Origin of the sequence: Rufibacter tibetensis, assembly GCF_001310085.1 — a bacterium.
Taxonomy (GTDB): Bacteria; Bacteroidota; Bacteroidia; order Cytophagales; family Hymenobacteraceae; genus Nibribacter; species Nibribacter tibetensis.
Genome location: NZ_CP012643.1, coordinates 3,930,062 through 3,945,206, shown reverse-complemented (window position 1 = coordinate 3,945,206; position 15,145 = coordinate 3,930,062). Strand labels below are relative to the sequence as shown.

At 46.2% G+C, this 15,145-nt stretch carries 12 protein-coding genes; 3 read left to right on the top strand and 9 right to left on the bottom strand.

Annotated elements, in window-relative coordinates; genetic code table 11:
• Window positions 1–48: 48 nt before the first annotated feature.
• Both DC20_RS16115 and DC20_RS16110 read right to left on the bottom strand, forming a co-directional pair.
• On the bottom strand, window positions 49–540 hold the full coding sequence (locus DC20_RS16115) for a thioredoxin family protein (RefSeq protein ID WP_157593192.1): 492 nt from the start codon (window positions 538–540) through the stop codon (window positions 49–51).
• A gap of 8 nt (window positions 541–548) precedes the next feature.
• Complete coding sequence (locus DC20_RS16110; protein WP_062544766.1) at window positions 549–2,855, bottom strand: TonB-dependent receptor; 2,307 nt, start codon at window positions 2,853–2,855, stop codon at window positions 549–551.
• A 379-nt stretch (window positions 2,856–3,234) separates the two neighbouring features.
• On the opposite strand from DC20_RS16110, the gene DC20_RS16105 reads away from it, so the two are divergent.
• The 3 genes from DC20_RS16105 (at window position 3,235) to DC20_RS16095 (ending at window position 5,932) form a co-directional block, all read left to right on the top strand.
• Window positions 3,235–4,011 (top strand): DUF6503 family protein, encoded by a 777-nt coding sequence (locus DC20_RS16105; protein ID WP_169788194.1) that lies wholly within the window; start codon window positions 3,235–3,237, stop codon window positions 4,009–4,011.
• Between the two features lie 133 nt (window positions 4,012–4,144).
• Entirely contained in the window at window positions 4,145–4,471 is a 327-nt protein-coding gene (locus DC20_RS16100) for a cupin domain-containing protein (protein ID WP_062544764.1), read from the top strand.
• Window positions 4,472–4,633: 162 nt separating this feature from the next.
• Entirely contained in the window at window positions 4,634–5,932 is a 1,299-nt protein-coding gene (locus tag DC20_RS16095; protein ID WP_062544763.1) for a DUF2254 domain-containing protein, read from the top strand.
• A 164-nt stretch (window positions 5,933–6,096) separates the two neighbouring features.
• On the opposite strand, the gene DC20_RS16090 is transcribed toward DC20_RS16095, so the two are convergent.
• The 7 genes from DC20_RS16090 to DC20_RS16060 all read right to left on the bottom strand — a co-directional run bounded on the left by DC20_RS16090 (window position 6,097) and on the right by DC20_RS16060 (window position 14,738).
• The gene (locus tag DC20_RS16090) at window positions 6,097–6,588 is read right to left on the bottom strand and encodes a DUF2231 domain-containing protein (RefSeq protein WP_062544762.1); all 492 of its coding nucleotides are present in this window, start codon (window positions 6,586–6,588) and stop codon (window positions 6,097–6,099) included.
• Window positions 6,589–6,591: 3 nt separating this feature from the next.
• Window positions 6,592–6,909 carry a hypothetical protein gene (locus DC20_RS16085; RefSeq protein WP_245652232.1) on the bottom strand — a complete coding sequence of 106 codons (318 nt, stop codon included), beginning with the start codon at window positions 6,907–6,909 and terminating at the stop codon, window positions 6,592–6,594.
• 94 nt (window positions 6,910–7,003) lie between these two features.
• Window positions 7,004–9,373: a TonB-dependent receptor domain-containing protein gene (locus DC20_RS16080; protein ID WP_245652231.1), complete on the bottom strand. Its 2,370-nt coding sequence runs from the start codon at window positions 9,371–9,373 to the stop codon at window positions 7,004–7,006.
• Window positions 9,374–9,425: 52 nt separating this feature from the next.
• Window positions 9,426–10,808, bottom strand: a complete 1,383-nt coding sequence (locus DC20_RS16075; RefSeq protein ID WP_062544759.1) for an HTTM domain-containing protein — start codon at window positions 10,806–10,808, stop codon at window positions 9,426–9,428.
• Between the two features lie 41 nt (window positions 10,809–10,849).
• Window positions 10,850–11,971 (bottom strand): imelysin family protein, encoded by a 1,122-nt coding sequence (locus DC20_RS16070; protein ID WP_062544758.1) that lies wholly within the window; start codon window positions 11,969–11,971, stop codon window positions 10,850–10,852.
• A gap of 94 nt (window positions 11,972–12,065) precedes the next feature.
• A complete protein-coding gene (locus DC20_RS16065) occupies window positions 12,066–13,160 on the bottom strand; it encodes a DUF4856 domain-containing protein (protein ID WP_062544757.1) in 1,095 nt (364 codons plus the stop codon).
• A 597-nt stretch (window positions 13,161–13,757) separates the two neighbouring features.
• Window positions 13,758–14,738, bottom strand: coding sequence for a nucleotide kinase domain-containing protein (locus DC20_RS16060; RefSeq protein WP_062544756.1), 981 nt, complete (start codon window positions 14,736–14,738; stop codon window positions 13,758–13,760).
• Window positions 14,739–15,145: the final 407 nt, after the last annotated feature.

Genomic DNA, 15,145 nt, shown 5'->3' with positions numbered 1-15,145 from the left:
ATGTATATGTCGAAGCTTGAGTTTTCTCAAATTAACTTTAGACCTATTTCATCCTGATTTTCCTTCCTTCCTAAGCATAGACAAAATACGTGATAGTTCTTTGGCAGACAGATAGCCTACGTGCTGGAAAATTATTTCCCTTTCTGCGTTCAGGATGCAGACTGTTGGGTAAGTTAATTGCCCGTTTATGCTGCCAAGCTGTTCCGCTAATTCGTGCACTCCAGTTTTAACGCCTGTAGGTTTGTATTTGAAAGTGTGGCCATGGAAACGAATGTCTTTCTTCTCTTCGGCATTCAGAGTGATAAAATAGACGGTTTCATTCAGCTGTTTCACCACCTGCTCTTCCTTTAAGGTGCTTAGCTTCATTCTGGTGCAGTAGGTACACCAGTCTGTTGATAAGAGTACCACAATTGGCCTTCTCTCCGCTTGTTGCAAGCTGTCTAACTGCTCAAAACGAATTGTTTTTAGTTGGGCTTTTACCTCCTGAGGGAGAAGCCCAATTATACCTGCTAAGAAGAAAACCAAAAGAGCTTTCTGCATTTTTTTCATTATTTAATTTTTATCCTAACTCCCAAAAATCCCCTGATACCTTGGTTAGGGGCGTAAACATAGGCAGGATCAAAAGTCAAAGCGTAAGGATTGCCTGGCGAAGGCACTGCCTGTCCGTTTTCATTAAATAAAACCTCCCTATCAAAAGGGTCTCTTGACCTTGCTATGCTGTTTGCCGCCGGGGTGAAGTTGAGGAGGTTCTTTATGCCCCCGTAAATCTCCAACCCGCCGCTGCGGTTACCCCAGGTAAGCTGGATATTCTGGATACTCCACCAGGGAGAGTACTCCGGCCTGGGGTCCAGTTCTCCAAGCAAAGGCAGCCGCATTGGACCGTACAGGTTGCCTGTGTAATCCAGCCCCAGGTTAAGCGGTTTTATCTTGTAAGAGACAGCCCAAGTTCCCGTCCACCTCTCGGTAAGTATCTGTCGCTGCTTCACCAAGGTTCCGCCCTCGCCTACTTCCTTCGTATACACATCCATGTAGGTTCCCCCGGCCAGGACTTTCAACCCACTAAGGAATTCCATATCCATGTTCAAGGTCAACCCCTTCGTGACAGCATGGCCCTTAAGGTTATCATAGATGATTTTGTTTGGGTCAGTGTCATAGTCGGCAATGATGCGGTTGTTGAAGTAGGTGTACCAGGCGGTGGCGTCAAAGCCCAGGAATGCGCCATTAGAGGTGACCACTTTTTTAATGTAGTTCAGATTGACATTGTAGCTCTTTTCGGGATTTAACTCCTCCTTTACTTCCACTGTTCTGGATCCAGTCAAGGCGGCATGTTCCTCTGTAAACAGGTTCACCACCCTGAAACCTGTGCCGGCATTTAGCCGCAGGATGTTATTTTCATTAGGCGCCCACTTATAGGCCAGCCTGGGTGTAAAGATGTTGCCATGCCTGGAGTTATAGTCATACCGCATGCCCAACAGTAGTTTGTGCTGCTGTGATAGCTCTATCTCATCCTGCACGAAAACTCCGGGCAGCCAGGTTTTGTCTGGTTGGTTTAACGGGTTCAGGGAATCAGGACTGGCGGTAGCAGGGGTATTGTCATCATAGTACGTGTAGCGCAGGGCTGCCCCAAGCAGAAGGTCATGTCGGTTGATTTTTTTATCCCAGGTTAATTGCGAAAAGGCAATCTTCTGATCGGCGAAGTAGGGAACATCCCCATAATAAGAATTCTGGTTGTGCTCGTTCAGCGAGAACATCAGGAGCATTTTCTCTTTCACAGGCAACTGGTAGTTACCAATTAATTCCCATCTGTTGGTGTAGATGCTCTCGCCGTAAATGCTGTCACCACCTCTGAAAGACTTGTTCCAGCGGGTATCACCACCCCAGCGGTCTTCATAGAAGTAGCGACCGGCTACAGAGAACAGCCTGTTCTCTTTTCTTTGGAAGTTCCATTTCTGAAAAACCGAAATCCGGTCCTGCAAGGTCACGTCGGTGAAGCGGTCACCATTGTTATCTATGGGGGTATTGTAGTTGAAGTAATTTACCCCTGTGAGTACTGATGCTTTCTGTCCTGCATTGAGCTTGAAGGCCAGGTCAGCATTGTATTCCTGCCAGGAGGTGGCAAACACATCGGCGTAAAAAAGAGGAGCATTTGCCGGTTTCTTTGTGATCACGTTGATCAATCCTCCTACTGCTTCTGAGCCATAAAGGGAAGACGCCGGACCTTTGACAATCTCAATCCGCTCTACCATAGCGTTTGGAATGCCAGAGAGCCCATACACCGATGACAAGCCGCTCACGATGGGCATACCGTCAATCAGAATCATGGTATAAGGACCTTCCAAACCGTTTATGTGGATGTCTCCTGTATTGCACACGTTGCAGTTAAGCTGTGGGCGCACCCCATTCACGTTCTGCAAAGCATCAAAGAGTGAAGGGGTAGGATTCTTTTTGAAAAAAGCTGGGGTATATAACTCTACAGGCACAGGGCTCTCCAGGCGAGTTACTTCTTTTAAGGTACCTGTTACTACTACTTCATTGACCCTAGCCGCCACTGCGGAGAGTTGCAGGTCGGCAGTGGCTGTTTGCCCATCTTCCACGGTCACGGTCATGGAGGCTGGTTCATATCCCATGGCTGATACCCTGACGGTGTAGGTTCCCGCAGCGAGCTGGCCGATATAGTAGATACCCGTTTCCTCGCTGGTAGCTCCTTTTGTGGTGCCGGTTAGCCCAACACTGGCAAATGGCACTGGACTTCCTGATGAGGTAATCTTTCCATTAATGGCGGCTGTTTGGGCCTGTGTGGTGTAGGCTCCTAACAGGAGCATAACCATGAAAAGCAAGCGTAAGTGTGTCTTCATTAGCTCAAATGTACTTAAAGTATTCACGTACTTAGATATGTTTAATTAAATATTTAGACATATCTAAAATTTAACTTACGCTTACCTAATTAATAAGGTTTTAAATAATTTCTCTTTTAGTTGTCTTTATAAATGCTTGGCTATGAAGGAAAGTGGGAATGCTTACAGGAACAGAAAGGATGAGTAAGTAAGCAGCTTAAAACATTGTGTAAGGCTGCAAACTTGATTGGCAGGAGCAGTGAAGTACTAACCAATTTGAAAGGAAATCTTTTTAGGCACAACCTTATGTTTTTCCGAAGCAACAACTTGCCACGTATACCTACTTTTTTATTTTAAATGAGTACTTTAGGGTATATACCTATCACAGTTTACCATGCGCATGACTTTAGGAACTTACCAATCTCTTTCTGTAGGGCCAGTTTTGATGGCTTTCTTGATTTATCTCACCTCCTGCAGCTCAGATGCTGGAAAAAACACAGTGGGAACAAATACGGGCTCTCCCTTACTGAGGAAGACCCTGGCTTACCACGACCCCGAGGGGAACTGGCCGAAACTGAAGACGCGCCTTTATCTGAGAAGCACCGACTCAATCGGCAAGGCAACCGCTTTCGAGATAGAGATGGACAACACCACCGGGTACTTCGCCCATGTCAGCCGCCAAGATGGCAAAGAGCTTGTAAAGGGGATGTCAGGAGGCAAGGAATTTTACTTACTGGATGGTAAAGCGGAGATCAGCGAGGAAGACCGCAAAAAATACGGTATGAACCCGAAAGATGTAGAATGGGTACACCGCTTTTACGGGTACCTGTACGGCCTGCCCATGAAGCTAACCGATGCAGGCGCGATCGCGACCGATGCCCCTGAGAGCGAGGAATTGGGCGGCAAAACTTACCAGGTGCTGCAGGTGCGCTACAAGCCCACCGCCGGGAAAGATAACTGGTTCTTTTACCTAGACCCACAGACCTATGCCATGCAGGCGTACAAATTCAACCACGGCAAACCTGAAAGCGGAGAATATATCTTACTGGAGCAAGAGGAAACCGTGCAGGGCATTAAGATACCCAAAGTGCGCAAATGGTACCTGAACAAGGACGGCAAGTATTTAGGTACCGATACGCTTCTGAAGGCAGAGCCGCTAGCTTCTCCCCGCGCCTAGACTATGGGTGGGTAAGAGAATGAAAGTCACTTTCTTGATAGCTGACCGTACAGGATACAATAAATAACCAAGACTTAGAAAGAAGAACAGAGGATGTCTCCTTAACTTTCGTAGGCATAAAAGATCAGGAACCATGTCTTATATAGATTTTACAGAGGGCGGTGCATCAGAATGGAAAAGCGTCAGCGAAGGGGTTGACAAGATTGTGTTAAGGGCGCAGCCTGGAGAAAACCGTGTGCTCCTGCGCATTGCTCCTGGCAAGGCATACCCTAAACATGCCCATTCAGTCCCGGATGAGGTATTTGTGGTGGATGGCATTTATGTGGATCCCGAAGTTGAGGGAGGAAAGGAGTTTGGAGCGGGTTCCTATCTTTACTACCCTGCTGGCACCGAGCATAACGCTACAAGCCCTACAGGTTGTACCATACTGGTTTGGAACAGTAACATTCCAAAAGGGTAATTGGCAAAAATCCAATACCATATCAGGAAGCTTAAGAAGATCAACGTAGACTCCTATTTCAACCGCAAACAAATCTATTTGCCATCATCAAAAGCTGATTCAAAACACCATTTAACTATTTAGACTTACCTGCTTTTCAGGTCATTTTATTGAAAACGGATCATGAATACAGCCAGGCAAATTTATTTGGTTAAAAAGGCATACAAAGCAGTTGTTAGTAGTATTTCTTTTTACCCTTTTATCATAGCCTTATTCCTTCTGGCTCTTTCCTGGGGAACAATTTACCTGGACAGGATTTCGGTGGGCAAATCCATCATCAGTAAAGTTTCTTTTCTGCAGATAGATAATGCGGATACCGCCAGAAGCCTTTTATCCTCTCTCCTCACAGGCCTGATTAGCCTGGTGACGTTCACCTTCTCCATGGTGATGATTGTCCTCACCCAGGTCATGTCCAGTTTCTCGCCAAGGCTGTTGTCTAACTTGGTGAGTAGCAAGGGAAACCAAGTGGTGCTAGGTACTATCATGGGGACCATCTGCTACACCACCGTAGTACTTAGTAACATAGAGAGCCTGACCATTGTACACAAAGTGCCTGCCTTTTCTGTGGTTCTTGCCATGTTTCTTGCTATTGTCTGCTTGTTCTGCTTTATCTATTTCATCCATAAAATCTCTACTGATATTCAGATAGGAAACATTCTGAATGGTATTTACAGCACAACACGTGATGGTCTGGAAAGAGAGCTTACTAGCGGTTCTTACGTAACCGAAGTGAAAGAAAACGGAACAACTGTTCTGGTAAGAGCCTGGGATTCTGGTCACTTTGATACAGTCACCGTCAATGATTTCAAGAAAAGAGCCAGAAAGCTTGGCTTAGAGGTTAGGTTACTTAAAAACCAGGGAATGTACCTCTTGAAAGGGGATCCTTTTCTAGAGATTAATCAGCCCTTTACAAAAGAAACTAAGAACCTGCTGGAGGAAAATATTTTGCTCCGGCATCAGGAAATAGTGAAAGAGAACTTATTCTATGGTTTCAAGCATTTAACTGAAATAGCGGTAAAGGCCTTAAGCCCTGCAGTGAACGACCCAGGAACCGCAATTCAGTCCATCGATTACCTGACAGATTTACTTTGCCGTTTCCAGCGTTTAGAGGGGCGAAAAGTGGTTAAATATCAAAACGGGGAGCCCTGCGTTATTTATGCTCCTATCCCTTTTGAGGAAACGTTTTATTTATGCGTGGCAAGCATACGGCCATACTCCTCACAGGATGTAACGGTGCAGGCACGGCTCATAAATCTGGTCACTAAACTGCACCAGCATGACGAACAAAAGAAACACACAACTCTTTTTGACATGCAATTGACTGCCATTGAAGAAGCCACCCAGCAAGACATGCAAAGCAAAGTAGATAAACAGTATGTTCAAACGTTGCTGGAAAAAGCCCGAAAGGAGTTGAAGCGGTAAATTCAAGATAACCTCTTATCCTCTAATTAAAAACCTTTGTAGGCCAAGCTAAGAGATCAGGCGACTTCATATAACTAGTATAAAAGGCACCTGATATCTGCTTATTAATGCCAGTATATTCTATAGCGCTTCACCTTAAAAGAAAGGACTATAAGATAGTAGAACTATAACCCCGCGCAGTCTGAAGGGGGAACATTTACGCCACCGGCTTGCTCATAGACTACCTGTGCTCCCAGATGACTGGTGTAAATGAGGTACCCGGCCCCTCCTACCATTATCAAAGTAGTGAGTACACGTAGTACCATAACTTTCTTCTGAAGGAAGTTGAGATGCTGTACTATCTCCAAGACGAAGGCCCCGGTGAAAAGCCAGGCCATGTTCAGAGAAGCCAATTCGTGGCTTTTGAGGAGGATGGGGTCACATATCTTACGGGCTACTGTACCTTCAGCTAAATTGCCAGTGTATACTGCCAACCAGGCACCAGCTGCCCCCAGAACTAATAAAAAAGAACCAACCTTCTGCCAGAAAACACTCCTCTCTCCCTTAAGGATCAATGCTACCGCTTTTACAACTGTAGCCAGTAATAAAAAAGAAATAGGAAAATGGACCGTAAGCGGATGCCAGAGTTCTGTACGCAGAATGGTTGGTTCACTCATGGATTATTCCATAATTTTTACAGCCACCGGATCAAGGCGGTTACCTACTTTCTCTACCTGAACTTCTACTTTGCTTCCTTCTTTCAGCTGGTCAAAAGTAGCAGTTTGCCCGTTTTGCGTGAGAGAGGTTTTGTCAGTGAAGTACAGCTCCAACAACTTATCATCAGCGGTCTTTACGTAGATTTCGGTCTTCTCTGCTTCTACCTCTTCCACTACCCCCTGGTAAGTACCTGATTCCACAACATCTGTTTTTTCTCCGCAACCATAGAAGAAGGGTGCCACCGCTACCAGAGCGGTCATCATTACTTTTTTCATTATCATAGCTTTATTATTTGTGTTAGTGATAAACGTATTGTTGGTACCTGATGAAGGATTGGTTCCACTAGTTAGCAGGAATTGTTAACTCAGGCAAATTCTAAAGCTTAAACTGAAGGGTAACATAAAGATTTCGCGCATCTGATGGAATAATACCCGGCCCCGGATAAGCAGTAGCTCTGCGGGTAAAGTACCGGTTATCTGTTAAGTTGTTTATTCCCGTCTCTAAAGTAAAGCGTTTGTAGGTGTAGCTACCAGATAAATCCATCACCCAATATGCCGGAATTTTACCGAATACTGCCGTTGGTTCGCTTACACTGTTAGTGGCATCTGTGAATTGCTCTGAGGTGTAGGCATATTGGTAAGAAAGCTTAAACTGGTCCCGTTTTAAGCTCAAACCTGTTTTAGCGATAAGCGAAGGTGCTAATTCCACTTTCTTGTCTTTGAACACGTTTTCCTCTATCAGGTATTTCGCTTCTACCAGGGTAACGTTAGAGAAGATTGACAAGCCAGTCCGGTGTTCCTTGCCATACAGCAGTTTCAGAATGTCAGCTTCAGCGAAAGTTTCAACGCCTCTGTTTCTGGACTTACCTATGTTGGTACGCAGCAGGTAGTTGGTAAACAAGACCTCGTCCTTCTGCGGTTTCAACCCCAAACGGTTGTCATATACCAGGGTAAACAAGCTCACGTCAAAGTTGACTAAGTCTGCTATTCCCCCACGCACACCCAGATCGGCACTATAGCCTTTCTCATCATTCAGGTTAGGATCTATCCTGATGTTGGCGTTCACTACCCGCATATCGTTGAAGTTGATGGCCCGGTAGTTCTGGGAGATGTTTCCGTAAATTTCCAGGTGATCGTTTTGCTTGTAACTCACGCCCAGGCCAAATAGCACCAGCCCTCGGGTACTGCTCCGGCTTTCCGGCACCCGCTCTTCGTACAGCACGTTTCCGGCCTGGTCTTTATTCACAATATCATAACGGCCCTCTGCCTTGGTCCTGATCCACTCGTAGCGGACTCCGGGCGTGAGGCTGAACTTGTCGGTGATGTTGAAGATGTTCTCTGTGAAAACCGAAAGGTTTCGGCTTGGATAGTCGTAGTCAGAGATGCTGGGGTTGTTATTATATGGGTAGTATCTGAAATCAGGGCCTGATCCGGCAGAACCATTCCCCTGTTTCTGATCAGTGAAGCCGTGGTAATAACGGGTACCTACCAGTAGAGTAGAGGAATTACCCAAAAGAGTATACCTGTGAATCAGGCGGGTCTCATTGCCGAAGTTGCGGAACTTGTCTTTCAACAGCAACCTTTCCTGCATAGGATCAGGCCGGTTTATTTTCTCCAGGTAGCCCAAGGCATTGCGCTCAGACAGCAAACCAAAGTTCCGGATGTTCAGCTTTGTGCGATCATTAAACCTGTAGTCTAGTGAAAGGGCAATCAGGTTCCATTTCACCTCAAACCAGTTACGGTCTCTTAACGACTGACGTGGATTCTGAGAGAAGGCAGCATCGGTTAAACCACCAGGCTGCTGCGCCAGGTAATTCATATAGGTGTAATCAAGCTTTATCTCAAGATCCTCGGTTGGCTGATAGTGCACATTGCCATATGCCGTGTGCACATCAAACCCAGAGTTCGACCGCCAGCCATCTCCGCGCTTGTATTGGTAGAAGCTATAATAGTGGAACTTGCCCTTTTTGCCCCCAATGCTATTGAAGGAACTGAATAACCCGAAAGAACCACCCGTCTGGCGGCTTACCAACTCAAAGGGCTTGTCCTCCGGTGCTTCTTTCATTACAAAGTTTAGCATACCGCCAAATTGAGTGCCGTATTGCAGAGAAGCCGCGCCTCGAACTACCTCTATGCGGTCCAATGCTTCGGTGGGTGGTGTATAGTAACTTTCGGGGTATCCTAAGGCATCGGCGCTGATGTCATAGCCGTTCTGGCGGGTATTGAAGTTTGAGGTTCGGTTAGGGCTAAGTCCTCTGCCGCCAATTCCCAGTTGCAGACCGGCCCCATCGCTTTCCCAGATGTTCAAGCCAGCTACTTTGGCAAACACCTGACGGCTGTTGTTGGTAGCCAGGTTAGCGGTGACCTCACTCATCATGATCACCTCACTTTTCTTCCCTTCGTAGATGGCAGACTCTTCCACTGACCGTAGACGGGAAATACCAAGATCCCTGGCTCTTTCCCCTTTTACTTTCACCTCTTTCAAAACCCCTTCCAAGGGCTTTAAACCGAAATGCAAGGTTACATTCGCATTAGTGATGGTGACTTGCTGCGTGAGGCTACCTAGGCCGTAGCTGAAAGCCGTCAGGGTGTACGTACCGGCGGGCAGGTCTTGGAAGAGGTAATGACCTTGCCCATCAGCTTTCACCATTTGTCCCTTCTCTGCCAGCAATACCTCCGCTTTTGGGGCAGGCTGCTGGCCTGCCATGTTGGTGATGGTGCCTGAGATACTGTAGGTCTGCGCCATCGAGAACTGAAGGCTACTTAAAAGAAACAATAAAAGAAGAAGGCTACGCATATTAGTTTTTTTGCCCTACGGCTTTAGGGTGCAGGGCTTTTTCATCAAAAGGCAAAATCCAGGTTTTGGCACGGAAACTTTCCTTAGCCGCCGCCAGGTTGAAATCAGGATCTATCAGCAGCCGGCTTCCCCGGCCGTTCATGGTGACATATACTTCCGCACGTACCTGAGGATCCGGAATACCTTTGGCTTTAAAGTCCTTGTGCAGCATATGAGCAAATTGCAGGAGCATGTCGGGCTGGGTGGCCACCATCTTCTCCTGGTTAACGGTGAGGTAATGGGGGTTATGGATTTCTGTTTCCTGTCCGGTTCGAGGGTCCCGCACGTAGAAAAAAGCAGTCCCGGTTTTCTCCATCAGCATTACCCTCCAGGAGAAACGATACCCCTGCTCCGTCCAGAAAAGCTTGTCGGGGTAAAGGAGAAAGCGCCAGGGCATCAACATCTGCACACAGAAGTGAAGAGCCAGGCATCCTAACAGTGTTTTTTGGCTTATTTTAGAAAAAGAGGGCGAAATTGGTTTCTCAGGTAGTTGCACATGGGTCACCCCACGCAAATAGTACAGGATCTTCTCATGAAAGCCGGGTGAGAAAAAAACCAAGGTGCTCACCATCATGATGTAAGGGAACATGCCAATCTGGAACAGCACTGCCGTTAGCACATGAAAAACCACTACCGTGAAATAAGCTATTGGCCTGGTTTTACGAAACCATAGGAAAAACGGGATGGTTAGATCATAGAAGGCGCCAAACCAACAAAACACATAAGCCACCCACACTTCATCCAGCAAAGGGCCAATGACAGGTAAATGACTGTGGGCCGGCAACCAATACCGAAGAGGCATGGCCTCCAGCAGCCAGTCAGGGTTCAGCTTGGCGATGCCCGCATAGAAATACACTAGCCCCAGCTGTAGCTGGAAAATCAAAAGACACCATCTAGGCACCTGGTTCACCCATAAGGCAGGTTTCCGCAGCACGTCCAGGGAGAAGTGCCGGTGGGCGGGCACCAACATCAGCAGAAGAGCCATTATACTTACAAAGTAGTAGTGGTTCAGGTAATTGGTTTTGTCTATGAGCTCTACGTAGGTAAAACTCAGGAAAAACAAAACAGAGGACCAGCGGTAAAATAACCCCAGCATGATGCCCAAAGCTGAAAGCCCCATTAGGCCAAATAGCAGGTACATGCCGGTTTCTCCCAAAGGCTTCACCCATTCAAAACCGTAGAAGGGAAAGTACACTTTAGGAGCCACGTAGAGCTCATACACCCATCCTTTGGCCACAAACCGCAGGATACTCCCCAGCATCATCGCGCCAAACAACAGGCGGAAGACTGCTAAAGGAGCAGCTGAGAAGGGAGAGACAAGGATGGTTTTAAAGGCTCTTAGCATGTGACGTTCTACATTTACCTTTTCTGGTAAACAGGGCTGGTTTAGTCTCCGTCGTTATCGGTGTAGGTAATGCTCACTCCTAAGGCTGCCGGCAGATCGGTTTTGGTTAACACAATCAGCTTCTGCAGTTCTTCATACACCTTGTTCACTGCCTGTGGCTGGGTGCTCACCGCCTCAGACAAGGGCACCGTGATCGCATTTACTGCGGCAAGGGCAGCATCAAACTGCTGGGTGATGGCTTCCGCAAGGCTTTTCCCATTGTACTTTTTAGCAGCATCCACATGGTTGAGGTAATCATCTAAACCTGGGCCGTTCACCCCTGCGGCTGATTGCCCCAGAAAGATTGCCCTGTTTGCTTCCAGGTTGCGCTTCAGCAAAGCCAGCGAGTTTTTGCTGTAGAAGGCTTCGGTACGTTCCGGCTGGGAAGTACCTGCTGTGAATTTACCAGCCGGGATACCCACTTTTGCCCGTTTGGTAAGGTCTATCTCAAAGTTCAGCTGATTCACCAGATTGCCTACCGAACTTCCAACAGCCGTTCCTCCGGATTCTCTAAAGCTTTGGGCAGTGTTGCCGGAGGTCCAGGCGGTGTGCGTAGCATCCACCACTTGCTTTATTTTGGCGGTGATGTCCTGCAGATACTTTTTGCGGTTAGCCGCTTGAGCAGCCGAGGCAAATTTTTCCACTACCGCCTCTTGGGTAGCCTGCCCGAACAGCAGGTAATCTATGGCCGGAAACCCTTGCGCAGCTAGGTTGGCGCTGGCTCCCAGATCATACGTGCCGCTGTTCACGTTGCTTTCAATCTGGTTGACCGTAACAGGATAGATATTCAGAGTATTGCGCAGCATCTGCTCATCGGCGGGGCCAAACTCATACATACTAACCGTCTGCCAGGCAAGATAGGCTTCTTGGTACTCCTTGCGGGCGTTGGTTAGCGTTGCAGAAGAAGGGTTTGCCGTAAAAGAAGTGATTGCGGTAGCCATCTCCCCTACCTCGGCCTTAAAGGCTATGTAGCCAGGCAAAAGGAGGTTGTCGGCGTAATTCGCTAACATAAGTTTGCGGTCATATTCAGAGGTAGGGGTGTCCTCTTCTTTGGAACTGCAGCCAGCCAGTAGAACCAGACAAAATAAGGCCGCTGCAATTGGATGAAATTTATGGTTTGCCATAGGAATATGAATGCAAAAAGCAGCAACCAGGGCATCTTGAAACGCCGCAGTTGCTGCTCATTTAGGTTTAAAAGATTATCTGCTTGGGCAGCAACTACAGTTGAGATTTAACACTGTCAAACCCGTAGGCGGTACTGATGATGTTAAGGGCTGCGTTAATGTCTGCCGCGGTGGTTACGTAAAAGTTGGTGCCTAATTTGGTTAAAACCTCCTGGTGCTGGGCATCGGTGATCTTACGATCGGTTTTGTACTTCAGGCCCATGATAAAACCAAGCGCCTCAGAAAGGTAATGGCTCTTTTTCGCCTGATCAGCGATGTGGGTCTTAGCTAAGTTCAGTTCCAGAATAGCTGAGGCGGCTACCAGTTTCTCCCACTCTGTCCGGATGGTGGCAATGGCCTCGTCTTTAGCTTTCATGTCTTTAGCTGAAATAGCCGCTCTGCCCTTCAAAAAGGCATCCATGATGGCCTTGTTGGTTCCTAACGTGGCATTTACCTTGTTGCTGTAGTTAGCCCAGAATTTAAGATTGTTTAGGTTGGTAGGGAAATCTGCCGGGGCGCCAAAGTAGCCGAAAGCCTCATCAAAGTGGTGCTCCATCTTAGTGCCTTCGCCCGGGGTTACCGTTGCATTATCTACTGCGGCACCAATTTTGGCCTCTGTAAGGTATGACTCAACTGCCTGGTAATAGAAAACCCCGCTCATCAACCCTTTCTGGATTACCTGGGCTGGCTCTACCCCGTTGGCATCTACCAGGTACTTAGAGTTGTCTGCGGTAGTCAGGATACCCGGAGTACCGTTGGTGGCTGGAGCACCCGCTAACAAGCTGGCAGTGGCAGCTTTCTCAAAATAACTCTCGATGATATTCTGGGCCGAAAGGATAGTTTTATCCTTCAATTGCTTGCCTGAGTTGTTCAGTTGGGCACTGCTAAAAGGAGCATTGGTGTTTGCATACATGTTCCTCATCTTCTGCAGGTTCAGCACAGCGCCATTGTTCCCGGTTTTTACATAGGCATCCAGTTCAGATAGCATTGCCATCCTATCTGTCTGTCCAGAGTAGTTTACATTCTCAAAAGAGTAAGTGGAGGGAACGGTATATGACACCTCCTGGTCCTCATCAGAGCAGGAAGTGAAGATCGTACAAAGGGCTAAGCTGGCAACAGCAACTGACTTACGTGTGAGTAAAGAGAGCATGTGTTTTGATTTGGTTATTTAGACTAATTTCAAATACCCTGCAAAACTATACAACAACTCTTAACCAACCAAAGCTATTTAGATTAAATTTAAATTGGTGTCGGCACTTCTATAATCGAGTGTGGACTTAAGAAAACACACATTTGGATCCACTCGGATTTTTGGACTCTATTCTTTATTAAAATGTCTGTTGTCTGCCATGATCTGTTGTTTCAACGATATTTGAGCCGTGCGAGCCCCTTTTTGACAGTGTGTGGTTCGTAGGGTTCTATCCTTCCAAACCTCTATCAGGACACCACTTTTTAGTGTACCTTGTCTCCTAAGTTTCCCAGTTTACTCTTTCTCTTGAGTAAGTTTCTTTACCTATGAGTACAATCCCTATCCAGCCCAAGATACCTTCATTCTTTAAAGCCTCTCTAGGGTCTGCTGTGGTACTCTCCTTTAGTTTAGCCTTTTCTGGTTTTCAGGTTTAGCCCTTATTGGGCTATTTCGTACCCCATACCCTCTCCTCTTAAGAGTTCAGTAAGTTTAAAAAATGTGCATCATCTTTGTAATGGTGGTTTATAAACACATGTCTGCGCTCACTTTCCTTTGCCATTATTTTTCTTTTTGAAAATTGACACCCCACTTAGGAGGGAACATAACCTCTATGGGTGCAGCAGAAGGCTTAAAGGATTGTTTTATCCTCTTTCTACCAGAACTCCCAGTTATTTCTGGATGAGCTACCCGGAGGTACTTATCTACCTCACAGAATACATTTTGGCAATCGATAAGTTGCATTCTCCGTCCTCCCAGATTTGGGGCTTCAAATTCGAACATTGCTGCTTCCTCTTCTTGGTTATCAGCCATCCATCGTATAGTGTCCTCAAGGGAATAATCTCCAAGTGACTCAAAACATTTTAGAATACCATTTTTTGCACCCGGACCTGCCACAACAAAGTCCATTTCAGAAAAATTAATGAGAGAACTGTAATTGAGGTCAATGGTATATTGGAAAGCCAAGAATCTGCCAAAAGAAGGGTATGAAAGTATTATTTTATAAACAGATTCTAAAGATTTCGCGCTCGCAATCTGTTCGTAAGCTCTGTCTTCCATCATCATTGTGAGCAAATCCAAATGATTACTATGCTTTAGCTTATGACCAAATACGTTTCCAGCAGAGGGCATTATATATGCTGCAGAATAGATTGGCTTACCTATTGACATTCGGTAGGTAAGTAGGCTATCATATTCCCGCAAGTTGAAGTTTGAATAACTTACTTCCCCTAACTCCTTCTCCAGAAATCTGTATGTTTCAATCTTATTGAAGATTTTAAACAACATAGTTCTAAAGAATACTTCTTTTGGAGAGAGATCAAATTCATATTGCAGCTTAATTAATTGCTGGCTAACCCGGTCAGAGGCACGGAACACATTAGTAAACCTATGGTGCCTAAGAATAGGATCGTCAGTCCAAGGCCCTTGTTGATCAACGATGCGGTTTAAGAAAACCTGCTGTCGCAATTGGGCGAACTTCCAATATGTATAATATACATTTGATCTCTTAGGCGCCCTTAATTTTACAAAATGTGAACTCATGATTGGAGAGATTGTCTCTTGCAAATGACTGTTAACCTTTTAAGTATGTAATAAACTATCACAACAACATGAGTTGAACCTGTTAATTTCTTATTTCCCCCTACTGATAATCCAGTTAGCACTTGCTAGATGTGGAGTGAATATGTGGGGCAAAGTATGCGCAGGCAAACAGAGGATTAGGAATTTGAAGCAAGGATTATTTTGAAGAAAATTTATAGTTTGAAGAGGTACCTACCTAATAGTATATTGAGTAGACCAGTTCCATTCAAATACCTACAGTGGGTTGGGTTAACGCATGTTTGGCTCCGCACATAGGGTAACGGGGTTCCTCCATAACCGCATTCGTTAGTAGTAGTGGAAGACCTAAACGTGTTTGATGACAAATAAATAGAAGTAACTTTATTATT